The organism is Sutterella wadsworthensis 2_1_59BFAA, assembly GCF_000297775.1.
Classification (GTDB): Bacteria; Pseudomonadota; Gammaproteobacteria; order Burkholderiales; family Burkholderiaceae_F; genus Sutterella; species Sutterella wadsworthensis_A.
In genome coordinates this window covers 110,983-136,256 of the sequence record NZ_JH815516.1, presented here as the reverse complement: position 1 = coordinate 136,256, position 25,274 = coordinate 110,983, and the positions used below count along the sequence as shown (strand labels likewise).

The following is a 25,274-nucleotide window of genomic DNA, read 5'->3' as shown; positions in this document are numbered from 1 at the left end:
CATGGAAAAAGAGAAAGACCTGCGCCTGACGCCTCGCGAGTTGGAAATCCTACAGCTCACAGCGAAGGGCCTCGAGCAAACGCAGATTGCGGAAATCCTGGGCATTTCGTTCGCGACTGTCGTCGCGCACAGGAAGAAGCTCTTTAAGAAGCTGGGTGTCCACAACGCCGCCGAGGCGGTTTACGAGGCCTTCCAAATGGGGCTTTTAAAGGTTCAAAAATGAAAAAGAGAAACAAGAAGTACCGTCCGAAGCGCACGCACGCCCCTTCTTTCATTTACTCCCTGACGCTGGGGGAGTTGACGGAGGGGGACCGCGCGAGGTCGGACATCCATCCGTACGTCCACCTCGATGTTCTGCGCCGTGGCGAGGGGGACGAAGAGGACGCATGGCACGTCCAGTCCGCGCTTCGCCACGCGTGGGTCCTGAGCCAGGGGTTCGAGGAGAAGACGACGATGAGGCTCACTTTCCTTCTCGCGTTCGCCTCGCTCAACTGCATGGCGCAGCTCAAGAAGCGGGAAGAACCTGAGCTGCCGGATGCGCTCTTCGAGCCCGTCGACATGGCGCTTGAGTACCTGAAGCAGATGAAGGACTCGTGCAACCGCTCCGAGCTCCTGAAGTCCATGTGGGCGCTTGAGGCGTCCGGTCACATCTTCGACATCCCGACAGGCTCCGGCTTCCTTGTCGACCCCGTCAACGATGACGACTTCGACAAGGTGCAGGGCCGAGGAGGCTTCGCGGTCATCAACAAGAAGACCCGACGAGGTTGGATTGAACGAAACGAAGCCATGAACCGCTGGGAGTGGCACTGCCATGACGAAGATGTCGTGGTGCCGATAACCAAACCCTTTGTCCTTTTACTTTACACACCTATCAAACCATGAATTGCATCACCCATCAATACCCTTTGCCGACCTGCGCCATCCACGGCGAAGACAGCTCTGTGCGTGTTACCGCCCGCGTGGTCGGCGTCTCCAAGGTGGGCATGCCCAAGGTCGTCATCGACATGGATGGCGTCAAGGGCATCCCGCTGACTGAGATCCACAAGCTCGAAACTTTTCTGACGAGTGTCTACGACTGGCGCCGTCTCGCGTTCAACAAAGGAGAGATCAAGTGAACGGTACCCCTCGGCATTCTCCGCAAGACCTTCGGCAAATGCAGAGTCTTCCGCTCGAAGCCAAGGTGCGTATGACGGAAGCCCGCATCAAGGCATGGCACGAGCATTGGGGCGGCGACGTGTACATTTCTTTCTCCGGCGGCAAGGATTCTACGGTGCTCAAGCACATTGCCGATTCGCTCTATCCGAGTATTCCGAGCGTCTTTGTCAACACGGGGCTTGAGTACCCCGAGGTCAGGAGCTTCGCTCTACGTCAGAAGAACGTCATCAGGCTTGATCCAGCCATGCGGTTTTACGACGTGATAGAGAAGTACGGATACCCAGTCGTTTCTAAGGAGCAAAGCCAGTTCCTATACGAGGCTCGCACCACAAAGTCGGAGAAGCTACTAGGTATTCGGCTTAACGGGAACCGTTGGGGCAAAGGAAAGATCTCCGAGAAGTGGAAGTTCCTGATCGACGCGCCATTCAAGATTTCCAACAAGTGCTGCGACGTGATGAAAAAAGCGCCCGTAAAGAAGTACGAGCGCGAGACTGGTAACAAAGCCATCGTCGGAACTATGGCGGACGAGAGCTTCCTCCGAAGATCCTCGTGGCTGAGGTACGGATGCAACGCCTTCACGAGATCTCGTCCGATCTCTCAGCCGATGAGCTTTTGGACGGAACAAGACGTGCTTCGTTACGTCGTCGAGAACAAGTTAGAGATTGCGACGGTGTACGGAGAGGTCAAGGAGAACGAAGACGGGCTCCTTGAGCTGACAGGGCTTCAAAGAACCGGGTGCATGTTCTGCATGTATGGCATAGACAAAGACCCGATTCCCAACCGCTTTCAAAGAATGACACATACACACCCGCTACAATATCGATACTGCATGGAGCAGTTAGGTTTGCGGGAAGTTCTAACTTTCATGAATATTCCCTTTCGGGAACTAAGGTAGGACAACACCATGGAAATTGTTGACAACATCAACCACCCCAAACATTACGAAGACGCGGGCTATCTTGTTCAGCCCATCGACGTATGCCAAGAGTTGCCCTTCTGCCTGGGCAACGCCGTCAAGTACCTCTGCCGAGCCGGCAATAAGGAGGGGTGCCCCGAGCTCGAGGACCTGAAGAAGGCCCAGTGGTACCTCAATCGACAGCTTGCCCTCCTCGACAACGGCTCCATGGCCGCTGTTCTGTCGGCCAGAGGGGCCTGTGCCGCACGCTTCATCGCGGAGAAGCACAACGGTCCGCTCCGTTGGCTGTTCGAGAACGGGATCCGCGGTGCCGCTGCCAACGGCTTTGTCGTCCCGAGGACGGATGTTGTCTCCTGCTTAGCGGCAGTGAGAATGGCCATTTACCAACTCGTCGAGCAGAAGGAGGACGAAGAATGACAAAAGATGGAAAGATCGAATGGCAACGGTACGACGCAGACGATGAAGCAACGCACCCAGACACCGGAAAAGAACTCATCATCATCGCTCTGAAAGGCGGCAAGCCCGTGTTTATCCCCCGTGGATATTTCGGCCTGGGCACTGAGTTCTTCTACGAAGTAAAGACCGTCAAAGGCTGCAGGGTCACGAAGCGAAACGAGTACAAAGTCGAGGACTTCGACGACATCGCATGGGCCTATCTCGACATTCCGTCGTGGTGGATCAGAAAGGAGAAAGAGGAATGAGACCTGAAAGAGAATACAGACGCATGGCAATCGTCGCTTTGGACTTCATCCAGAAGTACGCGACTGCAGGAAAAGAGGCCTGGAAGGGAGTGTCAGGATTTCTGTGTCTGGGGAGGTTATTCCAGGGGCAGCCCAACGAGGCTGCCCTTTGTTTTTTGTGATGCAGTATGCCAGACCTGATGCGATAGCGCGGGTAGTCTAATCATACCCCTTGTCTTACTCCATGGCACCTGTAAAGCGCTCGCCAAACAGCAGAGCGAACTGAGGCATGGCAGCAGACCACCTGGCTGTAGCACGCTTCCAGGAGGTCGTGAAATTCATGATAGCCAGGTAGATCAGCTTCCGGGCTGCGTCCTCACTAGGGAATAGAGTGCGCGTCTTGATCACCTTCCTGACAGCGCGGTTTAGCCCTTCAATCGCATTGGTCGTATAGATCAGTGTACGGATCTCTGGCGGGAACTGGAAGAACGGGATCACTTGCGCCCAGGCGCGTTCCCAGATCTGGATGATGGCTGGATACTTCTTGCCCATGTCCGTGCTTCCAAAACGCTCCAGAGCGCGTTCTGCAGCGTCGGCATCCACTGCCTGGTAGATGGGCTTCAGCTCCTTGCATACGGCCGCCCTGTCCTTCTGAGAGACGAATGAGGTGGATGCGCGGATAAGGTGGACGATGCAGGTCTGGTGGAGGGTCTGCGGATACACGGTTTCAAGAGCCTCCGTCATGCCCTTCAGGCCGTCCGTAACGGCGATGAGGATGTCCTCCACGCCTCGGGCCTTGAGCCCGTTGAACACGCTCGCCCAGAAGCTTGCGCCCTCGTTCTCGGCGATCCACATGCCCAGAACCTCACGCGTACCGTCCGTGCGAACACCAATCCCGAGATGAACAGCCATGTTCTTTACGGCTGCGCCGCTGCGGATTTTGACTCGAAGGGCGTCGAAGAAAGCGACGGGATACACACTTGCGAGCGGGCGATTCTGCCACTCCCGGACGTCCTCAAGCACTCTGTCAGTAACCTTGCTGACGTAGTCGGGGCTGATGTCCACCCCGTAGAGGTTGTCGATGAAGGCCTGGATGTCACGGGTGCTCATGCCCCTGGCGTACATGGCGATGATCTGCTCGTCCATCTTGCCGAACGAGCGGCTGTGCTTGGGCACGATGATCGGGTCGAAAGTGTTCTGTCGGTCGCGCGGAACGCTCAGCGGCAGAGGACCAAACTCGGTCTTCAGGGTCTTGTGGCTAAAGCCGTTGCGCTTGTTGGAAAGCTGGGGAAGCTCGTCAGCGGCGACCTCTTCAGGAGGCGTTTCAGTGGGCTGACAGCCTGTGAGATGGGCATCCATTTCTCCCTGCAGCATGGCTTCGACGAAGCGTTGGGAGAAGGTACGGACGGCCTCGGAGAAGGCTTCGGGGCCCAGCGGGCGGCCCGATGCTCGAAGCTCGGAAACGTACTGGTCGATATGGTTATCGAGGGGGTTGGTGGACTTCTTACGAGAATTGCGTTTGGTATTCGTGTTCATTGGATGCACCCGATTGGCGGGCTCCGATTATCCCATGGACACAAAATTTCTGACGCTCTCGCCTGGAAAGGTCAAACTCCTCCGACCATGGAGGAAGTCGACTCGGTTATCCGCGACCTGTCCTATTTCGTCGGAGCGCTGAAGGACTATCGCTCGATCCGCATCCAGATGATGAAGGAGAAAGAGGAATGACGCCCGAAGGAAACCTCGTAGCCTACCTGTGCAAGCGGGCGAAGGCAGAAGGCTTCCGTGTGCGCAAGCTCTCCTACGAAGGGCGCCACGGAGCGCCGGACCGACTGATCCTTGCGCCGGGCGCAGCCGTCTTCGTGGAAGTGAAGGCGCCGGGGCAGCGGCCCCGCCCTGAGCAGACGCGCGAGCTTGCCATCTTCAATGACAGCGGGCTTCACGCCTGCTGGGTGGCGTCCAAGGAGGACATTGACAGCGTGCTCACGGAGCTCTCGCTTCGCTCCTGGCACGCGCTGGAGGAAGACCCGTATGTGTGATGCCCTTTTCGGGATGTTCGTTACGCTGCTCCCGCTCCTCGCCGCCGGGCTTGTCGCGTGGATTCTATCCTGGTGCGAAGACAAGGGGAAATCATGAAGTTCACCCCTCGCCCCTATCAGAGGCTGATCGTCAACCACATCCTCTCCCGCGAGCGGACTGCCGTGTGGGCAGGCATGGGTATGGGCAAGACCAGCTCGACGCTCTACGCCATCAACCTTCTCCAGTCGGTAGAAGGCGTAGGCCCCGCGCTGATCCTCGCCCCGCTCCGTGTGGCCGTATCGACGTGGCCGGATGAGGTCGCCAAGTGGGAGGACTTCTCCCACATGCGCGTCTCCGTCCTCTACGGTTCGAAGGCGCAGAGGAAGAAGGCGCTCAATGAGAAGGCCGACATCTACTGCGTCAACTATGAGTCCCTCCCCTGGCTGGTCGAGGAGCTCGACGGCAACTGGCCTTTCGACATCATCGTCGCCGATGAGGCCACGCGCCTGAAGAGCTTCCGCACCCGCTCGGGTGGGTCCCGTGCGAAGGCGCTCGGCTCCGTCGCGTGGCGTTCCGAGTTCTTCATCGAGCTCACGGGGACACCCGCCTCGAACGGACTCCTCGATCTCTGGGGACAGTTCTGGTTCTTGGACAAAGGCGAGCGCCTTGGCAAGACGATGCGCCGATACCAAGAGGTCTACTTCACGCCTATCCGCGTGGGCGCCAACGCCTTCGCGGTGAAGTACGAGCCCCGCGGGTTCGCCGAGAAAGCGATCCTCGAGAAGACGCAGGACATCGCGCTGAAGCTCAACGCCGAGGACTGGTTCGACATCCAGAAGCCCATCGTCATGGACGTGGAGGTGACGCTCGACGAGAAGGTGATGAAGGCGTACCGAAGCCTCGAGCGGAACCTCTACGTCGAGCTGGGCGAGTACGCCGTCGACACGGCCAACGCGGCCACGAAGACGTCTGCCTGTCTGCAGCTTGCCTCCGGCAACCTCTACGAAGGCGAGGAAGTAACGCCTGACTTCGAGCGGCTTGCCGAGGCGAAGGCCGCACAGTCGGTAGAACGCGTCGACGGAGGGACGACGAAACCTTACTTCCACGTCCACGACAGCAAGCTCCGTGCGCTCGCCTCCATCGTGGAGGAAGCCAGCGGCATGCCGATCCTCGTGGCGTACCAGTTCAAGCACGAGCGCGACAGGATCCTCTCCTACTTCAAGGGATCCCGCGTGCTCGACAAGAACCCGCAGACGATCCGCGACTGGAATGCCGGCAAGATCCCGATGCTCCTTGCGCACCCCGCCTCGTGCGGCCACGGCCTCAGCATGCAGGACGGCGGGAACATCCTCGTCTTCTACTCCACCGGGTGGAACCTCGAGGAGCACGAGCAAATCATCGAGCGCATCGGACCGACACGACAGGCGCAGGCGGGGCATCCGCGCCCCGTCTTCGTCTACAACATCATCGCAAAAGACACACTGGACGAAGCCGTCCAGGAAAGAATCACCACCAAACGCAGTGTCCTCGACCTGCTCATGGAAAGGAGAAAAGCATGAAACCGCAAGAACTGATGACCGCAAAGCAGGTGCGTACATATGTAGGGTGCGCCCCCAACACCCTTACGAAGGCTGTGCGTGAAGGACGCTTTCCCGCTCCTGCCCTCATCCTCGGCCGCCAACGATGGCGAAAAGCGGACGTGGACGAGTACCTTGAGCGAGCGTTCAAGGTCGCACAAGCAAGGCGAGTGGGTGCATGAGAGGGAATCCGTAGTCCAGACTAAGAATGCGCGAGGAATAGAGGCATTTCGAGCCGACACCTCGCGCATTTTAGTAAGGGGGTTCACTATGGGTGAATTCGCTAGTAAAGGGGTCGCGGGTAGCGGCCTGGGTCTCGGCATTGCCGGGACCGCGTTGGGGCTTCTCAACGCTAATGGAAACGGTGGCGGCCTTCTTGGCGGGCTGTTTGGCGGCGGCAATTGTCAGAACGCTCAGGCTGGCATGGCGCTCAATGCTCTGGCTGAAAAGGACGCGAAGATCGCGGAACTGACGGCCATGCGCTACAGCGACAACCAAGATGCGGCGGTCTACAAGCAGACGCTTGCCGACAACAAGACGCTTCGAGACGAGATGTACGCCTACATCACGCCGATTGCGCAGGAGTCCGCGGCCAATCGCGAACGCGTGGCGGTGCTCGAAGCACAGCAGAAGTGCGAAGCTGAAAAGGCTCAGCTGCGCGAACAGATCATCACGCAGAAGATTGATCGCGTGGCATCCGATTGCGCCTGCGGTCTTCGCAACCTTTCGGCTGAGGTCGGTTCCATCAAGGCTCGTGTCAACGCCATCACGCAGGAAGTTGTGCCGCTCGGTGCAATCTGCCCGCAGCCGATGCCGCGATACAACGAGTGGCAGAGTCCGGTCGACACGACGACCACGGGTCAGTAACCAGTAGGAGCGCGTCATGAACGTTGAAGTCTCCCAGATACCGACGATTGCCAGCGAATTCATCACCACGGTGGTCATGCCGAAGGCACCCACCGGGCTCCTGAAGTTTGGCATCGGCTTCGTCTCCCCCTACATCCGCGACGCCGTAGCGGTGCGTGTCGAGCAGTCCCTGCCGACGCTCAAGATGCTCGGCATCGTGGACGAAGGGAAGGTTGATCTTGACCGTGCATCCGCGGCCGCCTACGCCGCGCTCGAAGAGGCCGGCGGCAAGGTGGAGCTTAGCGGCTACATGGTCGACAAGGCGGACATCGACGCGCTCCTTGAGATCGCGAAGAAACACGCGGTCGAATAAGGAGAAAGTCATGGACTTGAAGGACATGCGAAAGATGCAGGGCGAGCGCACCGAAGAAGAGCTTCTGGAGAAGATCGACAAGATCCTCGACGACGCTCGGGACGGTCACTACAGCCTGACATCCCAGAACCTGGAAGATCTTTGTGAAGCGTGGGAGTGCATCAAGCACATCCGCACGGTTCTAGCAATGGATCGTTAACCACGCAGGGGGCGATCCAGTCGTCCCCTTTCTTTTCAATCATGCTGACAACCCTGCAGAACCTCATTCCTCAAGGAGCGGAGAGAGTCATGCTGACCGCAGGCGGTGTGCTGGGCGGCGCCCTGTCATTCGCCTTCGGCGACGTAGGGCCGCTGCTCTGGTGGCTTGTCATCTTCACGGTGACGGACTTCTTCCTTGGCACAGGCATAGCCGTGCTTCAAGGGCAGTGGTCGAGTCATAAGAATTTTCTGGGCATCCTGAAGAAGGCACTGATGTTCGCCATCGTAGCACTCGCCCATGGGCTCGACGAAGTCTTCGCGCCCGTCATCCACTTTCAGATTTTCCAAAGCATCACCATCTGCGCCTACGCGGCGGGTGAGTTCGGCTCCATCATCGAGACCTTGGAGCGCGGAGGCTTGGGCGGTGCGGTTCCGCCCGTGCTCCGTCGGCTTGTCAAAACCCTCAACGAACGCATTGAAGCGCACGCCGAAGAAGAGTTGGCGAAGCGCGGGTTAACCGTGGAAAAGGAGAAAGACCATGAGTGAAACGAGAGCCCTTACGGCTTGGCCGGTCGAGTTGGCCGCAGACTTCATTGAACAATGGGAAGGCTTCCGCGAGACGGCGTACCTATGCCCCGCGGGCGTGCTCACCATCGGCTTCGGCCACACCGGCCCCGACGTGAAGAAGGGGCAAGTCGTGACGTACAAGGAAGCCTACAACACGCTCATTGAGGACCTCAAGCGCTACGCATCAGGCCTTGCCTTCTGGGTGAACGTCTACCTTACCGAAGGCCAGTACGTGGCGCTCATGAGCCTCGCGTACAACATCGGCGTGGACGGCGTCGTCCACAAGTGCCCGAAGCTGATGCGAGCGGTCAACGCAGGCGACGCGGAAGAAGCCGCCCGCCAGTTCTTGGACGTGAACAAGACCAACGGAAAAGTCCTGCCGGGGCTCACGCGTCGCCGTCAGGCTGAGGCGAAGCTCTATCTGGGTGAAGAATGAGGGACAAGATCATCGCGGTCGTCGCGCTCACCGCCGCCTTCCTTGGCGGCTACCAGTTCGCGGCCGCGCTCTACGGCGAAGACATCGCAGAACTGCGGGCGGACTACGCCACGCGTGCGCAGTCTCTTGAGGTCAAGTACAGAGAGAAGGAGAGGGGCTATGCACAGAGCCTGGTGGATGCGTGGGAGGTGCGCGATGCCGCACTTGCTCGCGCCGATGATCTTGGCGCTGATCTTGAGCGGGTGCGCAAGCAAGCAGCCGATGCAAAGCGTCGACTGTCCGCAGCGGCCGGCGGTACCTGCAACGCTGAAAGAGAGCAACTTGCCCGATGCACAGACCTTGTCGAGCGAGGCGCAGACCTGGTTCGCAGAGGTGTCGAGCTTTCTCAGCGCATTGCAATAGACAAGGACGCCGTCGTCCGCATGACGAAGTAGACTGCTCTATGCTAAATTGTGGTTGCTGACTTCACGATCAGCAACTCCGAAAAAAGTGGGACTTCAGTTGAACGATTAACCCCCAGGGATGCACACTCCTTGGGGGTTTTCTTTTACACGTTCGGCAGGAGGTAGTCTGCCCACTCTTGCATCAGCTTGCGCCTCTGCTCAAGGAGGTCGTCTCTCTGATACGCGCGGAAGACGTTGTTTCCCACAGCGTGCATCAACTGCTTCTCAGAGACGAGGAAGTTCTTCTCGTTCTTCGCGCCCCAGTCGGAGAAGGTGGAGCGCATACCGTGTAGCGTCATGTCAGCACGACCGCTCGCGTGCTTAATCGCATAGAGCGCGGTCCCTTGGTCAATGGCCGATCGCCCACGCCCCTGGAAAAGGTAGTCCCCACTGGTATCGAGCCGGTCGATCAGGCGAAGTAGCTGGCGCGTGAGCGGCACCACGTGGGGGTACGGCTTCTTGTCCTTGCGGCGTTCTTGCGGCACGGAGAAAGTCTTCTCCTCAAGGTCGATCTCGTCCCACTTCCCTTTGATGTATTCGTTTGCACGGCCTGCGGTGAGCGCGCCGAAAACCACGGCGAGCGAGCTCACCCTGTCTTCCATCCACAGTTTCCCGATCAACTCTCGGAGCTCTTCGGGAGTTATCGCGGTGTGGTGCTTTTCCGGCATTGAGCGACGCACGAGCCCCATGGGCGGGAGCGAAGCGTCAAGGCAGCCCTTCCACTCGGCGGGGTTCGACTGGATGAGCCCTTCACCCTTCGCGACGTTGAGGATGCCATAGAGGCGCATGCGGAGGTCTTTTCCTCTGCGCGGTTTCGTCGTCCACCACTGGCGGAGAAAAGACGCCACGTCGTCGCGATGGATCGCGTCCAAGCGCTGCTTGCCGAACGCCCCCTTGAGCACGCCGATGTCGCACCGCCACGCGACCTCGGTCTTCGCCCCGGTGAAACCGCGCAGGTACAGGATCTTCTCGAAGGCGTGGTCGACATACTCGCTGAAGGTCGGCATGGCCGCCTTCACCTCGGCGGCTTTCTTCTCCGCCTTCTCTCTGGCAATCTGATCCTTGGGGTCGATGCCCTGTGCCACCAGCGCCTTGAGCGGCGCCACCTTGGCAAGGACGGCTGACAGGGGCTGCGTCGCGGACCCGAGGCCGAGTTCACGGCGCTTACCGTTGAGCTGGTACTTGTACAGCCAGGAGCGGCTGTGCGTCGTCACGCGCAGATAGACGCCTCTCTCATAGCAGTGGATGCCGATCGGCAGGGTTGGGATGGACTTCACGTTGAACATACACTTCTCATACAGTTGGGTTGATGTTGGATGCAGTGCTTTAGCACACTTTGAAGCACTGCAAACTCACAAGTCGTATGAGATTGAGGCGTTTTGACTCTTCTTAGCCTAGCATAAATCTAGCGAAGTTACGCCCAGTTGGCGGCCTGAATGCGGGCGTCGATGCCGCGGATGCGGGCGGCGAGCGCGTCGGCCTCGTGCTTGCGGGCGACAACGTCGATGACGGGCACGACGCGGACATCATCCGCGCTGCGGCGCTCGATGCGCTCGGACGCCCTGTCGGCGACGCCCGACAGGATGTTGAAGCGGCGCACGGAGACGTCGCGCTCGGCGATCCAGTCCGCAAGCGGACGACCGTCGACCACAGTCTCCCTGTTCGTGCGGGCGATGCGCACCATCAGGGTGCGGAGCTCCTCGGCGGTTGAGTCGAGGAGCGCGAAGAGCCTTTCGGGATCCTCGCTCACGGCGTCGCCCTCCTGAATGCGGGCGTTGGCCCTGAGGCGGCCCTCGATCGAGGAGAGCCGCGCGTCTAGCGCCTTGCGCTCAGCGAGCGCTTCTGCAAGCCTCATACTATGTCTCCCAACCTGCGGCGCGGCTCAGAGCGTGATCTGCATGGTCTTGAGACCGGGGATCATGCTGCTTTCGGCGTAGCGGACCGCCTGGGCCTTCTCGGGATGGAGACCGAGGATCTGACCGTCGCGCAGGCCCTTGCCCGTCTTGAGCGTGTAGGAAGCAACCGTGTAGAGGAATTCCTGGATCACCTCGGGCTTTTCGGCGGTCGGACTGATCTCGAGCTCGTTGTGACCGAGGAAGCTCATGCCCATGGTGAAGGCGACGAAGTTGGTCTCGTCGGCCTTCGCGATCGCGAAGGTGACGAGATTAAAGAGCGGAAGTTCGCCGCCCTTCATGACGGTGGCGCCCTCACGGTAGCCATCCGTGCCGAGAATCGTGGAGCCCGTGTCGATGGCAAGGGCCGAGGGCTGGTTGCAGAGCGAGGAAACCACCTTGACGAGCACCTGGGCGGCCTCGACAAGGGAGGCGGTCTTCGGAATCGCAGCAACGGCGAGGTGGGCGCGGTGCAGTTGGGCCATGGCGCCCGCCTGCGGCCAGAGCGGGTTCATGGCGGCGTGCATGCGGGCCATCTCGGCGGGAAGCGGTTCTTCGAAGAGCTTCACGGCGATGACGGCGCCCTCGGCCTCGAACACGAGGGACTCGGAGGCGTCGGCGGGCAAGTCCTTCTCGGGCACCGTGATCTCCCATTCCTGGGCAAGGGTCGTGGCGAGAAGCTTCGGATCCCATTCGGCACCGGACAGCAGGACGGAGGCCTCAACGGGCGTGATCTGGACTTCGGATTCGGAAGCGTTGGTTTCTTCGGTCATGATGAACTTCGTGTTTGTCTCAAAGGGATGTGCGGCTTCGAGCAGCGCTCTCCTCGGGCGCCGGACCGCATGGATCAGGCATTATAGCCCGCCGGTCCGCTGCGCTTTCCCTCCCGCGTTCCTCAGGACCGTGATGCCGGGCGAGGACGACCGCATCCCGTACGCCGTGGTCTGCAGACACTCGCCGCTCCGGGCTGCCGAGGACCTAGAACTGCACGGGAACGAGCCGGACATGCCTGTTGAAAGTAAACAACTCTCGACTAAAGTCGAAAGCTTTATTGTCACCTGCTAAAGCAGGCTCAACATAGGGCTTGTTTACACCAGCCCCTGGGTTATCAGCAGGCAACCCAGACGTTGCAGATTCCGACCTCCATTGAGGTCGCTGTGCGCTCTGTAACCACAGTTCTTGCAAACAAATCGGTGCTTCTGCCGTGTTCCGATGGCATTGCAATGCGGACAGGTTTGCGACGTATAGCGAGGGTCAACGAAGATCACTTCGATACCCGCTCTACAAGCTTTGTCCACTATCTTCTGCTGAAGCTCCCTGAAGGGCCAGCGGTGCAGGCGTGCGCGAACCTTCTGCCCGGCCTTGATTCGCTCGCGGATGTCCGTAAGATCTTCAAGAACGATCAGGCGAATATTGCGTTCTGCCACATCTTCAATAATGGACTTGCTGATTTCGTCGTTGATTTGTTCCACATGTCGTTTCTCTCGGCCGGAAGCCTTTCGAAGTGCCTGTCTGGCGCTTCTGGAGCCATTGCGCTGGAAACGAGCCCGACTGCTCAGGTATTTGTCACGGTCGTCCTTCATCTTCCCGGCTTTGAAGATTCGGCCGGTAGACAGTGCGGCGGCGTTGTTTTCGCCAACATCAACGCCCATGACTTGATTCAAAGACAAGTTGTCGAGAGATACTTCCTTGAGTTTCTTCTCTATGGCAATGTGCAGCTCCCATCTGGAAGGCGTGCCTTTGATGCCGCACTTCCAAACGAGGTTGCATTCGCCAAGCCTGTAAATCCGATTCTCCTTCGACGTTCCGGCAAGCTCTTCAGCCAGAAAACCGGCCAATTGGCTCAGCTGAAACTTTCCCGGACGAAGACGAACGCCGACACGCCCATTCACCGTATAGACCGACGCCTCGGTGTAGTTGTTGAAGAAGCGAATGGTGTTCTTGTCCAGGTGAACAACAGGATTCCTGAAGCTGATGCTCGGAAGCACCATCTTCTTATCCTTCGAGAAGTTCGGATGGTTGCTGATCCACGACTGGTACATGCTCGATACCGAACGCATGACGTTGCAGGCGAGCTGTGCACCAAGAACGGACATTTTGGTTCGAACCATCGGATAAGCAGCCTTGTGCAGGTTGTACCGTTGCCAGAGCCGTTTTTTCCTATCTGTATCGGACACGACGATTGGGACGAGCAAATTGCAGGCCTGCCCGTAGAGGCGACGGGTCTGATGCATCTTTTCGGAAGCATCGGCATCGACCTCCAAGGCAATGCAGACGGTACGCACGTCGACTTTGCGTCGAACGAGCTTACCTGCGCCCTTTGATATGTTCAGTCCTTTCAATGTAATGCCTGATGGTTTCCGCACTGACATTGCCAGCCGTACCTACGTAATAGGACGGAGACCACAAATGCCCGCCGTAAAGCTGATCCTTCAACGCCGGGAAAGCCACAAACAGCTTCCGGGCCGTCGAACCCTTCAAAATCTTTACGGCATCGGCTACAGCCTGTGACGGAGGGATGGTTACGAACAAATGGATATGGTCAGGTTGGATTTCCAAGGTCAGAATCGGCCACTCGCGCTCAATGCAGATCGCGGTGATGGCAAGACGCAAAGCCTCGGCTATTTCACCTTTAAGTATCCGTTTGCGGTACTTCGGACACCATATCACATGGTATGCCGTCTGGTAAACGCAATTTCGGTTGTATACTATTTCCACCATATCCTTAATTTTATCACGTGGTAGTGTGAAAGGCATGGGCCGCAATTCCTCACCTGACTGAAGTCAGATGTTTCCTTGCGGCATTTCTATGAACTTGCAATTTGAAGACGGACGTTCCGAAGACGGCCGCCTCAGGGGAGGCGGTCCCGTCGCCTCTCACCTTGCGGCGAACCTTGCCGACACCGCCGCCTTCGTCTCCTTCGTGAACTGCAACGACTCGCGGATCTTCCTCACGGTCCTGCGCAGCGTGGCGTCGTCAAGGCGGCCTTCTGCGCGCCAAGACTCGATGCGCGAGCAGACGGCCTCAAGGTCCGCCGTCGCGAGCATGGAGAGGCACCAGGCAAGCGACATCGAAAGATAGTAGTCACCCGAGGCGGCAAGCACGAGCGCCCTGCTCGTCCCGCCTCCCAGAAGGTCGAGCGCCGCCTGCGTCCATCGGGCGTCGCGGTAGTGCTCAAGGAGCCAGACCTCCGCCACGCGCACGGTCCAGGGATCGTCCGAGGCGAGCTTTTCGCCGACGTAGCCGATGAGCTCCTCCCTGTTCTCCCTGAAGACCTTGACAGCCGATCCCGTCAGGTCGCAGGTCGCCCAGCCCGTCATGTGCGGCAGGAGCCTGTCGACGAAGGCGAGCCGCTCCTCGAGCTCGAGCGCCTTCGCGCCGCCCGCCACGATCACGCAGACCATCAGCGCCTCCTGGGAGGCGAAGCCGCCCGCAGCGAGCATGGCGTTGAGAAAGGCGCGCACGTCCTCCGTGCGCATGACGTCTCGGGCCACTCTTCGCACGAGCGGCATGCGCACGCCGAGGCGATCGGTGACGCCGGGCTGGAGGCTGTCGCCGAAGGCCTTGCAGGCGGGATCGGCCAGAGTTGAGAGGCGGTCATGGAGTTCGTCGGGGGTCATGGTTTCGGGATTTCGTTCGAAATCAAATGGAAGACTGTTGAAAAAGCCGCCCCGGCGAAAACGCCGGGAGCGGCTTCATAGCGGATCCGGACGCAGAACGCGGATGCGCCCCGTCATCGAGTCCTCTTACTTGGCGGCCTTGGCGGCAGCCTCGCCCGCGATGCGGCCGAAGACGATGATGTCCGTGTAGGCGTTGCCGCCGAGACGGTTCGTGCCGTGCGTGACGCCGGTCACTTCACCCGCAGCCCAGAGACCAGGGATGACCTTGCCTTCGGCCGTCAGGGCCTCGGCCTTTTCGTTGATGCGAACGCCGCCCATCGTGTGGTGGGTGGACGGAACGGCCTTGATGACGTAGTACTTGCCCTGCTGCATGTCCATGAGGCCTGCGCGGTGATTGAAGTCCTTGTCATTGCCCTTGCCGGCCATGTCGGAGACGCGCTTGACCGTCTTCTGAAGCTGGTCGAACGGGATCTTCGTGAAGTCGGTGATGCACTTCAGATCATCGCAGGTTGTCATGATGCCCTGCTTCGTGAAGGCTTCGTACTCGTTGGCGTGAGCCTTGACCGTGTTGGAGATCTTGCCGATGTTGTCGTTCCAGAGCACCCAGCAGTACTGGCCCGTCTGGTTGAGGATGGCTTCGGAGAGCACGTCGCGGCGCTGGAGTTCCTCGACGAAGCGCTTGCCTTCCTGGTTGAGCATGATGGCGCCGTCGAAGCGGGCGTCGGCGATGAGCTCAATGGCGCCCGAGAGCGGGTCGCAGATCGGGTAGGTCTGGATGTAGCCCATGTTCACGAGCTCGGCGCCCGCGCGTTCGGCCATGTAGAGAGCTTCGCCCGTGGAGCCCGGGGCGTCGGTCGTCTTGAAGCGCTCGTCGATCTTCGGGTTGTACTTCTTGACCATTTCGGGGTTCGCGCCGAAGCCGCCCGTGGCGAGCACGACGCCGCCCTTGGCGTTGAACGTGTATTCGGAGCCGTCCATCGTGGCCTTGACGCCGACGACGCGGCCGTCCTTGTTCTTGATGAGCTCTTCGGCCTTCATGTTGGTGATGACCGGGATGCCGAGTTCATCGGCCTTGGCCTGGAACTTGGCGATGAATTCCGTGCCGGTGTGGCCGACCGGAATCAGGGCGCGCTTGCGGCTGTGGCCGCCGAAGAAGAAGAGGTTGTCGTCCTCGAAGCGCACGCCGAGGTAGTCGCGGCACCACTTGGCGGCGTCAAGCGCCTGGTGCGTCATGACGTTGATGACCTTCATGTCGCCCTTGCCGTCGCCGCCCTTGAACGTGTCCTGGGCATGCAGTTCGGGAGAGTCGTCGTTGATGCCGAGCTTGGGCTGGACCCAGTTCTTGGCGACGTTCATTTCAGCGCCCGAGATGAGCGAGTTGCCGCCAACGGCGGGCATCTTTTCGAGAAGGACGACGTTGGCGCCGGCATTCCTGGCGGTGATGGCGGCGGAGAAGCCCGCACCGCCCGCACCGATCACGACGACGTCGTAGTTCGAGGTCTTCGGCAGTTCGCGGGCGGCCTTCTTGAGGGCCTTCTTGTCGGCCTTGGCGAGCGTCACGCCGGCCTTCTTCGCAGCGTCGTTGACGGCGTCGATGAAGCCCTTGGCGGAGAACGTCGCACCGGAGATGAGGTCGACGTCGGTGGAGGAGAGAGCCACGACCTGATCCTTGAGGTCCGTGAAGACCTTCTTGGCAAGAATCGGGTTTTCGGCGTTCTTGACGATCTTGATGTCCTGGATCTTGTCGGCGTCGAACGTCACGGCGACCGTGATGTCGCCGTGCTTGCCGACGCCCGTACCCTCGGCGGTCACCGGAGCGGCCATCGAGGCGGCCGCAAAGCCGACGGCGAAGACCATGGCGACGGCGGATTTGATCATGGTGGATTTCATTTGCTTTTTCTCCTCAAAAGCAGGAGCGCCGCAGGGCACCCGGGCGCCCGAAGGAAAAGCCCCTCGGCACGGGGCGTCGGACGGGAGGACGCTCCCATTCTCCATACGAATGTGTGTTGTCGTTCATCGGCGGCGCGGTCCCGCCGCCGGATTTCCATTCTAGGACCGTCACACAGGGACGGCACCTAAGGAATTTTACCTAGAGAATCACCTGTCCGATCCCACCGCCATGGCTGCATCAGGTGCAGAAAAGTCCTCCGCCCGTGCGAAAAGTGGGGGTTTCGGCGCCTCAAGCGGTTTCGGGCGCAGTAAAATGGCGGTGTCCAAACTCCTGACGCCCTCATATGCAGCAGACTCGCGCCACGCTTCCGGGCCTTCTTCTCGCGCTTGTCGCGGTTTCCGCCTGGGGCCTTTCCTACATTGCGACCGAATGGCTCTACACGCAGGGCCTCGGTCCCTTTGCGGTTCTGACGATCCGCACCTTCCTCGCCTACGCAGTGCTTCTGATTCTCTCCCACAAGCAGTTCCTTGCCGACGAGCTGATCGACGAGGCGAAGTTCGCGCTTCTCGGCGTCGCCTGCATTCCGTTCTACCACGGGCTTGAGAATCTGGCGCTGCAGGAGACGAACGCGGGCACCGTCGCGACCATCATGGCCTCCGCGCCGCTCTTCACGGCCTTCGTCGTGATTGCGCTCCACCACAGCTTCAGGCTGCACTGGATGACGAAGCTCGGGATCGTGACGGTGGCGACCGGCATGTGCCTCATCTGGTTCGACAACCACGTGATCCAGCAGCTTCCCGAAGCGGGCTTTTATCTGGCGCTCGGTGCCGCGCTCGCCTGGGCGTGCTACTCGGCGCTCCTCAAGAGCGTGCACAAGTACGGCGCGGTCTTCATGGCCCGCAAGACCTTCGGCTGGGGTCTCATTGCCGTCATGCCCTTTTACCTGATGGAGGACGCGGCTCCCGTCGAGGCGCTCACGGATCCGGTTTCGGCCGCCCTGCTCGTCTTCCTCGCCGTGGGTCCCACGACGCTGTGCACGCTGCTCTGGCAGCGCGCCGCCAGGGAGACGGGCGCACAGCAGATCAGGAACCTCCTCTTCCTCATCCCCGTCATCGCGATGATCGCGGGCCTCGTCATCCTCGACGAGTCCGTCACCTTCATCGGCGTGATGGGAGCCGCGATGATCCTCTGCGGCGTCTGGTGCTCCGACCTCGGCATGAAGCGCGTCAACGCCGTGCTCGCGGGCGCAGACGCCGATGCGCTGAGCGCGAAATTCACGCTCTTCTGACCGCCTTTCCCACCGCATCCTTCAGGCGGCGCCGGAGCCACGTGCTCCCGCGCCGCCTTTTCATTGGTTGTCTGAAAGCCCGCGAGGCCGCCCTGCAGCCCTCTCGCCCGTCATACCCTCATCTGCACGATCGTCTCACGAAAACGCGCGAAGGATCGAAAATTCACATGGGCCGAGACCCGAATCACTTGCCTGAAACTCTCACTTGACCCAAAGGGGACCGTGAGAAAACATACGCGCCCGGCCTCCGCCCGCCCCTCCCCGTTCGCACCTCCGAAACGACGATGTTCGGGAGGCGTGAGCTCGACTGCTGAGGCCCGCAAAGCCCAAGGCAAGCACCGGACACCTCTCGACGGGATCATGCTCAGGCGCCACTGCAGAGGTCCGGACAGGGCTTCCCTGGGGCCCCAGGGCGCAACTGTGAACAACGGCTCCTGAGCCCATCGGGATGCCCCGGGACGGCATCGGCGAGCGCATCGACACCGTCTTCAGAAGCCCCTCAGAGGCGCTTTTTTCGCCGTCCGGCAAAACCGAACGACACTTCTCTTCCTCTCCTGCATCAACGGTCGTTTGATTCCCGTTCGGGTTTTTGTTGGTCATCTACTGCCGACTCCCCGAAGGCGGTCCTCCCCGACCTCAGGAAGGGAGGCGTGCAGTGCCAGCATATCAAGTCGTGCAAAAACGACAGCCGGGCTCGGTCGAAAAAAGTCCCCCGAAGCGGGCGTTTTGAGGCAAAATACGCACCCTGTGCCGCCGCTGTACGCCGCTTCCGACGGCTGCTTCAAGGCGTCGTTCAGACCCCGTCAGGGTCCTAAACGCCCTGAAAAAGGCGTCCGAACCCTCAAAAAAGAGGAAAAAACCGTCTTCTCAAGAAGGACGCGGATCGTCCGTCACTTGCAAACGCCTCCAGCAGTAGGCGATCAGGACGGGACGCAAACAAACGGGATGAATTTCGCGCAAGCGTGCTGCGACAGGACTCAGCACCGTTCATCTTCGCGCGCCTTCCAAAGTTAAGCATTTTTGTTTAAAGAGGCGGTCTCGGAGGGTCTGTCGCCCCTTGGACGAAAGGAGGCATGAAGAAGCCTTCGAAAGTCCCTCCCGACGCTTCGCTTTTGAAGAGAGTGACGCAGACTCCCTGAAAGGGGAGAGCACAATCGTGAAGGCCGGCGCGTCGGACGTACGCCGGCGAGTTCTCGTATTTTTGCCGGACCACGCTCAAAACCGCACGAACGGCCTGTCGGTTTTGAGCCTGGAAACTCGCAAAAACGAAGACGCTGCCTTTCAAAAAGCCTTCAAAATGACGCACGGGTTCAGAATGACGCCCCCGAACCACCTCAAAAATCTTGCTTAATTCACAGCATTCGAGGGATGAAAGGCGTATAATTCCCATTATTCGAGATGTTAGGACTTCGGGCCGAACTTCGGATTCATGCGGAAAAGGGCCCGAAAACGGCGATTTTCCGCCTTTTCGAACGAAAAGCTCAAAAAAGACCTTAACTCTCTTTTCCTTCATGTAAAGTGGTTTAGTTCACAGGATTCTGCGTGTTATGAGACCCAGTTTTGCAGTTGAGGAGTCCGTCAGGACGCTTGGCGCCAACCTCAAGGCGGCGCGTCTTCGCCGCAGGCTTCCCCAGTCCGTCGTGGCGGAGCGTGCGGGCATTTCGCTCAACACCCTCTCAAAACTTGAAAACGGCGACTGCGGGATCGCGATCGGCAACGTCGCCTCGGTCCTTCAGGCGCTCGGGCTAGGCACCCCCTTCTCCGACGTCGCCGCTGCGGGCGACGATGAGACGGGGCTCATGCTCGAGGCACGCCGCCTCCCCCGCCGGGCCCGCCAGCCGAAGAAGGAGATATGAGCAAAAATGAGAAGCCCTTCCCTGCGTCTTTATGAGATTCGTGCGCGCTGGCTCCCCGGCGACCCTCTCGTCGGACGCCTGGCCGTCCCTCTTTCAACAGGACCCCGTTCGGGAACTCTTCAAGATCCGGGCGCATCGCCGGCTCAGGCCGCCCGCGCCGCGGCGGTGATGCGCTTTCAGTACGACGGCGACTGGGTCGAGTCGGGCGTGCCGCTCGGCGCGGACCTCCCGCTCGAGCACGGCGTGCTGCGTCCGAGGCTCGGAAAGTCGGCGTTCGGTTTTCTGGAAGACCGCGCGATCAGCGCCCCCGTCTTCTCCATCTTCAATGACCCCGCCTCTCCGCTCTCGGGCCTTCCCGAAGGGGCGGGCAGACTCGAGACGACCGCACTGCTTCTCCCCCACAGGACCGACTCGCTCGGGGCCCTTTCGGTGACGCCCGTCGATGTCGATCCCCTGCCCGAGCGTCCGCGCGTCAAGCGCCAGTCGGAGCTTCCCGAACTCATCTACGCCTACCACGCGATGGAGCGCGGCAAGGCTGGGAGCGACGAGGTCAGCCTGCTTCAGAACGGCCTCACGCTCCCCGGCCGCCGTCCCGTCTTCACGGTCGAGCGGCATCGCGAGGCGCAGACCGCAAGACTGAGGAGCATGCTCGATCCGATCGACCGCCCCCTCTGGATGCACATGGCGCTCGTCGCCGCCAAACGTTGCGGCATCCGCACGGTCGAGACGGACCTCGAGCACGAAATGGGCGAGAACATCCTCTTCACGCGCCGTGCGGACCGCAGGGGCGCGAATGCGGACGCGCCCGCCGACAAGCCCCTCCTGACCCTCACGGGCGCAACGCTTGCCGCCCGTCAGGAGTCCCCGAGACCCGTTCCGCCCGGCTATCTGGCGCTCGCCGACATCCTCAACGGCGGCGGCGCGGCCCCGAAGGAGGACCTCCCCCAGATGTGGCGGCGCATCGCCTTCCAGCTCCTCACGGGCGGCGCGGGCGACTCGCTCAACCGCTGGCAGTTCCACAGGGAGCCGCTCGGCTGGCGCCTCTCGCCCGCCCACACGCTCGAGTGGAATCCCTCGGCCCAGGGCCGGGGCCTCACGATGGACGGCCGCAGGCGTCTCTCCTGCGCGGACGACGCCATTCCCTACGCCCGCTACTTCGGGCTCACCGTGAGCGACGCCAAGGGCATCCTCATGGAGATGCGCCGCATCCTCTCGGGCTGGGAGGGACTCGCCGAGGAATTCGGAGCCGACCCGAGGGACATCGCCTACATGGCGCCGCTCTTCGAGGAAAACCTTTGAGTAGCCGCGGGCCTGATGCCGCTCCCGGCATCCCTCAGGCGCATTTGGAGCGCCGGAAATGACGAAGGGCAGGATGCTTCACGGCATTCTGCCCTTCTTTTGCGCTGCTGCGCTTTTGCTGCGGTCGCGCGTGCGGAGTTCGAACTCAGCCGCGGCCGTTGGTGTCCAGACGCATCGAGCCGCCGAAGTCGGTCACGGGGCTCGTGTCATCAGACTTGTTGCGGCGCTTGGGCTGTCGAAGGCATACTTCGACGTGCTTCTCCTTCTTCTTCGCGATGACGGGGTTCGTGTCGACCGTCTCGTAGACCAGAGTCCCTCCTTCTTCCCTCACGGAGGACTGGCGGCGGTACTTCAGGGCGACGGTGCCCGGCGTGCGGCCGCGGTGCGGCTTCTCGGACGCATCGGGGCGCTTCGGACGATCGACGCCCGACGAAAACTCCGCCTCCCAGACGTGCGGCGGATCTTCGGACTCGCGCTTGACGGCGGCCTGCGCAAGCTCCTCGGCCGTAAAGGAGACGCCGGGACCGCGGACCATGAGGCCCATGCCGAGCGCATCCAGGACGACCAGCATCTTGTCGAGCTGCACGGTGGGCTTGCCATTCTCGAGCTCGACAAGGAAGCGGCGGCCTACGCCGCAGCAGATCGCCGCATCCGTCTGAGACATGCCCAGACGTTGGCGCGCAAGACGAACCAGTGCGCCAATCTCGGTTGCATTGTGCACGCAGATGCGTCTGGTGCGCCGGACGTGTCGCACGGTGACGTCCGTCGCTCCTGCTTCGTGGTTGCCTTCTGTCATAGTCTCTTCCCTTTATTGCCGCCGTCACCGTCGTTCCGGGTCTTCGCGACAGTGACTTGCGAAATATTTTCACGATAGCGGAAACGGGGGTCCGGCACATCGGAATAGTCTAGGATTATGGCCCATGCTACGATATTTTGCAAACAAAAAACGCAGTGCATGATGCCTGACGTTATGCACTCCGGTCAGTCGCGCAGGCGTTTGAGCGCCTGCTCAAGGTCTGCAATCAAGTCGTCGGGTGATTCCAGACCCACCGCAATGCGCACCATTCTTGAAAAAGTACTCTTGCATACAGACCTTGTTCCGTAGCTCGGGATGAGGAGCGACTCGTATCCTCCCCATGAGTATCCGCGCCCAAAGAGCTTCAGCGCATCGACGAAGGGCGCGAGCCTGCCGTCGTACTCGGGCCTGAAGACGACGGCGAAGAGACTCGTCGCACCCGTGTAGTCGCGCTTCCAGATCGCGTGCGAAGGGTCAGACTCGAGCGCAGGCCACCTGACGGTCTCGACCTCGGGGCGCTCGAGCAGCCAGTGCACGATCCGTTCGGCGGACTTTGCCGCATGAGCGACGCGCACGCCCATCGTATGAAGCCCTCTGTAGGCCAGGTAGACGTCGTCGGGCGAAGCCGCCTGACCGAGCCTCACGGCTGTACGGTAGACGGCGGGCCAGACGCGCTCGTTGCAGACGACGACGCCCATGAGCAGGTCGGAGTGGCCCGCGATGTACTTGGTGGCCGCGTGCACGACCATGTCGACGCCATGGTCGAGCGGCTTGAAGTAGAGCGGCGTCGCCCAGGTGTTGTCGATGACGCTCGTCACGCCGTGCCTGCGGCAGGCGGCGGCGATGCCGGGCACGTCCGACATTTCGAAAGAGTGCGAACCCGGATTCTCCATCATGAGGAGCGTCGTCTCGGGCCGCATCATGGCCTCGATCGCCTCGGGCGAGGCTACGGGATCGAAGAACTCGACGTCAACGCCCATCGTGCGCAGGATCTGCTCGGCGAATTCGCGCGTGGGTCCGTAGATCGAGTCCGAAAAGAGCGCATGACAGCCCGCCCGCACGAACGCAAAGAGCGGCGTCGTCGTGGCGGCCAGGCCCGTCGAAAAGGCCCATGCGCCCGCGGCGTTCGGCCCCTCGAGCGTCTTCATCGCCGAATAGAACGCCTTGTGTGCGGGACCGCCGTAGCTCCCGTAGCAGGGCTTGCCGTCCCGGCAGGCCATCTCGTCATGGACGCGGTCCATCATGTCCTCGCAGGACTTGTGAAGCACCGTCGAGGCGCGCACCACGGGCGGATTGACGTACCCCCACTCCGGGTCCCAGTCGCGGCCCGCGTGCACGAGCTGTGTTGCGGCATCAAGATCCTTCATCGACACGGCTTTTCCTCCTTCTTCGAATGCATGACAAAACGGCGGTCAAAGCCTGAACTCTGCCGCCGTCACCCGCCTTCGGGCGGGATGCGTTCTCATATTCTCGCACGCCTGAACCCGCGAGAGCCCCGAGCCGCACTCAGGGCGTCCGCCGCGCTCAGTCCTCGTTGGGCACGACCGCCCATGCGCGGACCGGGAAGCCCGGGAACTTGTCGAACTTCGGGAGGCCCACGAAGATCACGCCGCCCGTCGAGGGCAGCTTGTCGAGGTTCGCCATGACCTCGACCTGATAGTGATCGGACTCGAGCACGTACTTCTCGCAGTCGAGCCCCCCTCGCCCGCACGTCGGCCGAACCGTCCGTGTCGAGAGTCTCGTGGCCCACCGCCGTGACGCCGCGCTCCTCGAGCTCAATGCGCTCGAGCGTGCGGCGGCCCTCGACGAAGTGTTCGGGCGCATCGACGTGCGTGCCGTACTGCGTCACGAACGAGACCTGCTCGACGTGAAAGCCCGACTCGGCCACCGTGTAGCGGGGCTCGGTCCTCATGGCGGGAAACGGCCCGAAGCGCTGGATGCCGGGATGGACGAGATGGGTGAGGTCGACGATTCGGCCGGCCTTGAGGACGCCGAGGGCGTCGACGATCGCATTGCGGGTCATGGCAGGGTCTCCTGAAGGGGAAGCTGTTGTCGTGTGCATTTTCGCTGCCTTTTCCGACGGACTTTCAGACTAGCTTGGCCCAAAATCACCCGCCTGTCTCCAGGCCAAACTACCTGCGACAAATCACCTGCACCGCCGCAAAAAGGCGACGCACACTCTGCATGCCAAATGTTTGCGCGAGCCCCCCTATTTTCCGCCGCCCCTGAAGAAGCGCCTGACGGCGCGTCCGATCCGCCAGAAGAAGTCGAGAATGCGCTGCAGGATGGTGCGGTGACGCCTGCGCCAGAGCCAGGGCGCCTCGGGACTGCGCTCCGCCCAGAGCCCGCGTCCCGCGCGCCTTGCGTGCTCCTCGGCCGCGAGATAACGCCCGCGGGCCTCCTTCGGGAGCGCCCACAGATACGTGCGGTAAGCCCAGGCCTCGCCTTCCTCGACCATGACGAGTCCCGCATCGACGCCGTCCGCGGTCACGGTGCTCACCCATCGGCCGTATCGGTCGGCCGCAACGCTCCTCACCTTCACGACTCTTCCCTGCAGCATGGAGCGAAGCCGCCTCTCCGACTCGCGGCCGCGCGCTTGTGCCGTCTCGGGCGCATCCATGCCCGCAATCCTGAGCTTCACACGGCCGAAGCAGCCGCGGACGATGATCGAGTCACCGTCACAGACGTGCTCGACCCTTGCCTCGAAGACGAGCGGAAAGCGCCTGCGCCTCGAGAGATGACGGACAAGCCAGAGCAGAAGAAGAACGATGAAGCCGCCCATCACGAGGACGGCGGGTGCGGGCGCGCCCGTCACGGCCGGCCTCCGAAGAATCTTTCAGTTTGTTTTCCCGATGCGCGCATGGTTGTCTTTCGTTACACGTTCTGCGTTTTCCTTGCGAAATGAGGGATGCGAAACGAGAAGCCTTCTCAATAGAATGTTTCCACGGCCTTCGCCCTGCCGCGAAGGCGCTCTCAAAAATCCGCATTTTCTTTTTTCGCGTGCCGTATTATGGCCGCTCAGGAGAGAACACATGAAGAAGACGCTCGCCGCCCTTGCCGGCGCACTTGTCGCCCTGCCCGTCCTTGCCGCCGGCCCGCAGGGCTTTGCCGCGGCGCCTCAGGCCCAGGGTCCGAAGGGCTTCGACACCGAGCCCGCCACCACCGTCGCCGCCGTGCTCGAGTCCGGGAAGGACCACCAGATCGTCACGCTGCGCGGAAAATTCACCGAACACGTCCGCGGCGACAAGTACGTCTTCACCGACGACAAGGGCGCCTCCATCAGGGCCGAGCTCGATCATGACCGTGACTGGTCCATGATCACGAAGGACGCGCCCGTCGAAATCCGCGCCGAGGTGGACAAGGACTGGACCGAAATCGAACTCGACGTCCTCTCCGCAAAGCCGCTCTGACGCTTTCCGCC

Annotated in this window: 31 protein-coding genes and 1 pseudogene; 19 read left to right on the top strand and 13 right to left on the bottom strand. The window is 60.9% G+C overall.

What is annotated here, in order from left to right; translation table 11 throughout:
* Nucleotide 1: 1 nt before the first annotated feature.
* Genes HMPREF9465_RS06350 through HMPREF9465_RS06325 form a run of 6 tightly spaced genes read left to right on the top strand, consistent with a single transcriptional unit; the run spans nt 2 to nt 2,772 of the window.
* The gene (locus tag HMPREF9465_RS06350) at nt 2-223 is read left to right on the top strand and encodes a response regulator transcription factor (protein WP_005435214.1); all 222 of its coding nucleotides are present in this window, start codon (nt 2-4) and stop codon (nt 221-223) included.
* Complete coding sequence (locus HMPREF9465_RS06345) at nt 220-882, top strand: hypothetical protein (RefSeq protein WP_005435212.1); 663 nt, start codon at nt 220-222, stop codon at nt 880-882. The genes HMPREF9465_RS06350 and HMPREF9465_RS06345 overlap by 4 nt, the downstream gene beginning before the upstream one ends.
* A 59-nt stretch (nt 883-941) precedes the next feature.
* Nucleotides 942-1,115, top strand: a complete 174-nt coding sequence (locus tag HMPREF9465_RS06340) for a hypothetical protein (RefSeq protein WP_155994190.1) — start codon at nt 942-944, stop codon at nt 1,113-1,115.
* A 38-nt stretch (nt 1,116-1,153) separates the two neighbouring features.
* Nucleotides 1,154-2,050: a phosphoadenosine phosphosulfate reductase family protein gene (locus HMPREF9465_RS06335; RefSeq protein WP_005435208.1), complete on the top strand. Its 897-nt coding sequence runs from the start codon at nt 1,154-1,156 to the stop codon at nt 2,048-2,050.
* A gap of 9 nt (nt 2,051-2,059) precedes the next feature.
* Complete coding sequence (locus HMPREF9465_RS12770) at nt 2,060-2,488, top strand: DUF3310 domain-containing protein (RefSeq protein ID WP_005435206.1); 429 nt, start codon at nt 2,060-2,062, stop codon at nt 2,486-2,488.
* Nucleotides 2,485-2,772: a hypothetical protein gene (locus tag HMPREF9465_RS06325; RefSeq protein ID WP_005435204.1), complete on the top strand. Its 288-nt coding sequence runs from the start codon at nt 2,485-2,487 to the stop codon at nt 2,770-2,772. Before HMPREF9465_RS12770 ends, HMPREF9465_RS06325 begins: the two co-directional genes overlap by 4 nt.
* 216 nt (nt 2,773-2,988) lie before the next feature.
* On the opposite strand, the gene HMPREF9465_RS06320 is transcribed toward HMPREF9465_RS06325, so the two are convergent.
* A complete protein-coding gene (locus HMPREF9465_RS06320; protein WP_005433166.1) occupies nt 2,989-4,287 on the bottom strand; it encodes an IS256 family transposase in 1,299 nt (432 codons plus the stop codon).
* A 188-nt stretch (nt 4,288-4,475) separates the two neighbouring features.
* Here HMPREF9465_RS06320 and HMPREF9465_RS12335 point away from each other — a divergent pair, with 188 nt between their 5' ends.
* The 9 genes from HMPREF9465_RS12335 to HMPREF9465_RS06275 all read left to right on the top strand — a co-directional run bounded on the left by HMPREF9465_RS12335 (nt 4,476) and on the right by HMPREF9465_RS06275 (nt 9,201).
* Entirely contained in the window at nt 4,476-4,790 is a 315-nt protein-coding gene (locus HMPREF9465_RS12335; RefSeq protein ID WP_005435199.1) for a VRR-NUC domain-containing protein, read from the top strand.
* 93 nt (nt 4,791-4,883) lie between these two features.
* Complete coding sequence (locus tag HMPREF9465_RS06310) at nt 4,884-6,329, top strand: DEAD/DEAH box helicase (protein ID WP_005435197.1); 1,446 nt, start codon at nt 4,884-4,886, stop codon at nt 6,327-6,329.
* Nucleotides 6,326-6,529 (top strand): helix-turn-helix transcriptional regulator, encoded by a 204-nt coding sequence (locus HMPREF9465_RS14025; RefSeq protein ID WP_005435195.1) that lies wholly within the window; start codon nt 6,326-6,328, stop codon nt 6,527-6,529. The genes HMPREF9465_RS06310 and HMPREF9465_RS14025 overlap by 4 nt, the downstream gene beginning before the upstream one ends.
* 88 nt (nt 6,530-6,617) lie before the next feature.
* Complete coding sequence (locus HMPREF9465_RS06300) at nt 6,618-7,214, top strand: hypothetical protein (protein ID WP_005435193.1); 597 nt, start codon at nt 6,618-6,620, stop codon at nt 7,212-7,214.
* Between the two features lie 16 nt (nt 7,215-7,230).
* Nucleotides 7,231-7,566 (top strand): hypothetical protein, encoded by a 336-nt coding sequence (locus HMPREF9465_RS06295; RefSeq protein ID WP_005435191.1) that lies wholly within the window; start codon nt 7,231-7,233, stop codon nt 7,564-7,566.
* Nucleotides 7,567-7,576: 10 nt separating this feature from the next.
* Nucleotides 7,577-7,765, top strand: coding sequence for a hypothetical protein (locus HMPREF9465_RS06290; protein WP_005435190.1), 189 nt, complete (start codon nt 7,577-7,579; stop codon nt 7,763-7,765).
* Between the two features lie 89 nt (nt 7,766-7,854).
* On the top strand, nt 7,855-8,310 hold the full coding sequence (locus HMPREF9465_RS06285) for a phage holin family protein (protein ID WP_005435188.1): 456 nt from the start codon (nt 7,855-7,857) through the stop codon (nt 8,308-8,310).
* Nucleotides 8,303-8,767, top strand: coding sequence for a lysozyme (locus HMPREF9465_RS06280; protein ID WP_005435186.1), 465 nt, complete (start codon nt 8,303-8,305; stop codon nt 8,765-8,767). The genes HMPREF9465_RS06285 and HMPREF9465_RS06280 overlap by 8 nt, the downstream gene beginning before the upstream one ends.
* Nucleotides 8,764-9,201: a hypothetical protein gene (locus tag HMPREF9465_RS06275; RefSeq protein ID WP_005435184.1), complete on the top strand. Its 438-nt coding sequence runs from the start codon at nt 8,764-8,766 to the stop codon at nt 9,199-9,201. The genes HMPREF9465_RS06280 and HMPREF9465_RS06275 overlap by 4 nt, the downstream gene beginning before the upstream one ends.
* 113 nt (nt 9,202-9,314) lie before the next feature.
* On the opposite strand, the gene HMPREF9465_RS06270 is transcribed toward HMPREF9465_RS06275, so the two are convergent.
* From HMPREF9465_RS06270 to HMPREF9465_RS06235, 7 genes are all read right to left on the bottom strand, one after another.
* On the bottom strand, nt 9,315-10,496 hold the full coding sequence (locus HMPREF9465_RS06270; RefSeq protein ID WP_005435182.1) for a tyrosine-type recombinase/integrase: 1,182 nt from the start codon (nt 10,494-10,496) through the stop codon (nt 9,315-9,317).
* Nucleotides 10,497-10,624: 128 nt separating this feature from the next.
* A complete protein-coding gene (locus tag HMPREF9465_RS06265) occupies nt 10,625-11,065 on the bottom strand; it encodes a DIP1984 family protein (protein WP_005435180.1) in 441 nt (146 codons plus the stop codon).
* A 27-nt stretch (nt 11,066-11,092) separates the two neighbouring features.
* Nucleotides 11,093-11,875, bottom strand: coding sequence for a DUF4261 domain-containing protein (locus HMPREF9465_RS06260; protein WP_005435179.1), 783 nt, complete (start codon nt 11,873-11,875; stop codon nt 11,093-11,095).
* Between the two features lie 315 nt (nt 11,876-12,190).
* Entirely contained in the window at nt 12,191-13,387 is a 1,197-nt protein-coding gene (locus HMPREF9465_RS06250) for an RNA-guided endonuclease InsQ/TnpB family protein (protein WP_231289360.1), read from the bottom strand.
* A 22-nt stretch (nt 13,388-13,409) separates the two neighbouring features.
* A complete protein-coding gene (gene tnpA / locus HMPREF9465_RS06245) occupies nt 13,410-13,823 on the bottom strand; it encodes an IS200/IS605 family transposase (RefSeq protein WP_051009044.1) in 414 nt (137 codons plus the stop codon).
* A 156-nt stretch (nt 13,824-13,979) separates the two neighbouring features.
* Entirely contained in the window at nt 13,980-14,723 is a 744-nt protein-coding gene (locus HMPREF9465_RS06240; RefSeq protein WP_005435175.1) for a DNA alkylation repair protein, read from the bottom strand.
* A 126-nt stretch (nt 14,724-14,849) separates the two neighbouring features.
* Nucleotides 14,850-16,613, bottom strand: coding sequence for a flavocytochrome c (locus HMPREF9465_RS06235; protein ID WP_005435167.1), 1,764 nt, complete (start codon nt 16,611-16,613; stop codon nt 14,850-14,852).
* Nucleotides 16,614-16,957: 344 nt separating this feature from the next.
* Between HMPREF9465_RS06235 and HMPREF9465_RS06230 the strand changes: the two genes are divergently transcribed.
* The 3 genes from HMPREF9465_RS06230 to HMPREF9465_RS06215 all read left to right on the top strand — a co-directional run bounded on the left by HMPREF9465_RS06230 (nt 16,958) and on the right by HMPREF9465_RS06215 (nt 21,057).
* Entirely contained in the window at nt 16,958-17,902 is a 945-nt protein-coding gene (locus tag HMPREF9465_RS06230; RefSeq protein ID WP_005435164.1) for a DMT family transporter, read from the top strand.
* 1,547 nt (nt 17,903-19,449) lie between these two features.
* Entirely contained in the window at nt 19,450-19,758 is a 309-nt protein-coding gene (locus tag HMPREF9465_RS06220; RefSeq protein ID WP_005435163.1) for a helix-turn-helix domain-containing protein, read from the top strand.
* A gap of 6 nt (nt 19,759-19,764) precedes the next feature.
* Complete coding sequence (locus HMPREF9465_RS06215; RefSeq protein ID WP_005435160.1) at nt 19,765-21,057, top strand: HipA domain-containing protein; 1,293 nt, start codon at nt 19,765-19,767, stop codon at nt 21,055-21,057.
* Between the two features lie 145 nt (nt 21,058-21,202).
* Here the strand turns inward: HMPREF9465_RS06215 and HMPREF9465_RS12765 are convergent, their stop codons facing one another.
* The 5 genes and pseudogenes from HMPREF9465_RS12765 to HMPREF9465_RS06195 all read right to left on the bottom strand — a co-directional run bounded on the left by HMPREF9465_RS12765 (nt 21,203) and on the right by HMPREF9465_RS06195 (nt 24,668).
* Nucleotides 21,203-21,853, bottom strand: a complete 651-nt coding sequence (locus HMPREF9465_RS12765) for a helix-turn-helix transcriptional regulator (RefSeq protein ID WP_005435158.1) — start codon at nt 21,851-21,853, stop codon at nt 21,203-21,205.
* Nucleotides 21,854-22,038: 185 nt separating this feature from the next.
* Nucleotides 22,039-23,220: a cystathionine beta-lyase gene (metC, locus tag HMPREF9465_RS06205; protein ID WP_038007027.1), complete on the bottom strand. Its 1,182-nt coding sequence runs from the start codon at nt 23,218-23,220 to the stop codon at nt 22,039-22,041.
* 157 nt (nt 23,221-23,377) lie between these two features.
* The gene (locus HMPREF9465_RS13685) at nt 23,378-23,530 is read right to left on the bottom strand and encodes a hypothetical protein (protein WP_231289368.1); all 153 of its coding nucleotides are present in this window, start codon (nt 23,528-23,530) and stop codon (nt 23,378-23,380) included.
* 148 nt (nt 23,531-23,678) lie between these two features.
* A pseudogene (locus HMPREF9465_RS13955) lies at nt 23,679-23,765 on the bottom strand (hypothetical protein); the annotation flags it as partial.
* Nucleotides 23,766-24,062: 297 nt separating this feature from the next.
* Nucleotides 24,063-24,668, bottom strand: coding sequence for a thermonuclease family protein (locus HMPREF9465_RS06195; protein WP_005435152.1), 606 nt, complete (start codon nt 24,666-24,668; stop codon nt 24,063-24,065).
* 217 nt (nt 24,669-24,885) lie between these two features.
* Here HMPREF9465_RS06195 and HMPREF9465_RS06190 point away from each other — a divergent pair, with 217 nt between their 5' ends.
* A complete protein-coding gene (locus HMPREF9465_RS06190; RefSeq protein ID WP_005435150.1) occupies nt 24,886-25,263 on the top strand; it encodes a YgiW/YdeI family stress tolerance OB fold protein in 378 nt (125 codons plus the stop codon).
* Nucleotides 25,264-25,274: the final 11 nt, after the last annotated feature.

Coding starts and splice junctions, on each gene's coding strand:
- HMPREF9465_RS06350 (WP_005435214.1), top strand. CDS start 2: ATGGAAAAAGAGAAAGACCTGCGCCTGACGCCTCGCGAGTTGGAAATC.
- HMPREF9465_RS06345 (WP_005435212.1), top strand. CDS start 220: ATGAAAAAGAGAAACAAGAAGTACCGTCCGAAGCGCACGCACGCCCCT.
- HMPREF9465_RS06335 (WP_005435208.1), top strand. CDS start 1,154: ATGCAGAGTCTTCCGCTCGAAGCCAAGGTGCGTATGACGGAAGCCCGC.
- HMPREF9465_RS12770 (WP_005435206.1), top strand. CDS start 2,060: ATGGAAATTGTTGACAACATCAACCACCCCAAACATTACGAAGACGCG.
- HMPREF9465_RS06325 (WP_005435204.1), top strand. CDS start 2,485: ATGACAAAAGATGGAAAGATCGAATGGCAACGGTACGACGCAGACGAT.
- HMPREF9465_RS06320 (WP_005433166.1), bottom strand. CDS start 4,287: ATGAACACGAATACCAAACGCAATTCTCGTAAGAAGTCCACCAACCCC.
- HMPREF9465_RS12335 (WP_005435199.1), top strand. CDS start 4,476: ATGACGCCCGAAGGAAACCTCGTAGCCTACCTGTGCAAGCGGGCGAAG.
- HMPREF9465_RS06310 (WP_005435197.1), top strand. CDS start 4,884: ATGAAGTTCACCCCTCGCCCCTATCAGAGGCTGATCGTCAACCACATC.
- HMPREF9465_RS14025 (WP_005435195.1), top strand. CDS start 6,326: ATGAAACCGCAAGAACTGATGACCGCAAAGCAGGTGCGTACATATGTA.
- HMPREF9465_RS06300 (WP_005435193.1), top strand. CDS start 6,618: ATGGGTGAATTCGCTAGTAAAGGGGTCGCGGGTAGCGGCCTGGGTCTC.
- HMPREF9465_RS06295 (WP_005435191.1), top strand. CDS start 7,231: ATGAACGTTGAAGTCTCCCAGATACCGACGATTGCCAGCGAATTCATC.
- HMPREF9465_RS06290 (WP_005435190.1), top strand. CDS start 7,577: ATGGACTTGAAGGACATGCGAAAGATGCAGGGCGAGCGCACCGAAGAA.
- HMPREF9465_RS06285 (WP_005435188.1), top strand. CDS start 7,855: ATGCTGACCGCAGGCGGTGTGCTGGGCGGCGCCCTGTCATTCGCCTTC.
- HMPREF9465_RS06280 (WP_005435186.1), top strand. CDS start 8,303: ATGAGTGAAACGAGAGCCCTTACGGCTTGGCCGGTCGAGTTGGCCGCA.
- HMPREF9465_RS06275 (WP_005435184.1), top strand. CDS start 8,764: ATGAGGGACAAGATCATCGCGGTCGTCGCGCTCACCGCCGCCTTCCTT.
- HMPREF9465_RS06270 (WP_005435182.1), bottom strand. CDS start 10,496: ATGTTCAACGTGAAGTCCATCCCAACCCTGCCGATCGGCATCCACTGC.
- HMPREF9465_RS06265 (WP_005435180.1), bottom strand. CDS start 11,065: ATGAGGCTTGCAGAAGCGCTCGCTGAGCGCAAGGCGCTAGACGCGCGG.
- HMPREF9465_RS06260 (WP_005435179.1), bottom strand. CDS start 11,875: ATGACCGAAGAAACCAACGCTTCCGAATCCGAAGTCCAGATCACGCCC.
- tnpA (WP_051009044.1), bottom strand. CDS start 13,823: ATGGTGGAAATAGTATACAACCGAAATTGCGTTTACCAGACGGCATAC.
- HMPREF9465_RS06240 (WP_005435175.1), bottom strand. CDS start 14,723: ATGACCCCCGACGAACTCCATGACCGCCTCTCAACTCTGGCCGATCCC.
- HMPREF9465_RS06235 (WP_005435167.1), bottom strand. CDS start 16,613: ATGAAATCCACCATGATCAAATCCGCCGTCGCCATGGTCTTCGCCGTC.
- HMPREF9465_RS06230 (WP_005435164.1), top strand. CDS start 16,958: ATGCAGCAGACTCGCGCCACGCTTCCGGGCCTTCTTCTCGCGCTTGTC.
- HMPREF9465_RS06220 (WP_005435163.1), top strand. CDS start 19,450: ATGAGACCCAGTTTTGCAGTTGAGGAGTCCGTCAGGACGCTTGGCGCC.
- HMPREF9465_RS06215 (WP_005435160.1), top strand. CDS start 19,765: ATGAGAAGCCCTTCCCTGCGTCTTTATGAGATTCGTGCGCGCTGGCTC.
- HMPREF9465_RS12765 (WP_005435158.1), bottom strand. CDS start 21,853: ATGACAGAAGGCAACCACGAAGCAGGAGCGACGGACGTCACCGTGCGA.
- metC (WP_038007027.1), bottom strand. CDS start 23,220: ATGAAGGATCTTGATGCCGCAACACAGCTCGTGCACGCGGGCCGCGAC.
- HMPREF9465_RS06190 (WP_005435150.1), top strand. CDS start 24,886: ATGAAGAAGACGCTCGCCGCCCTTGCCGGCGCACTTGTCGCCCTGCCC.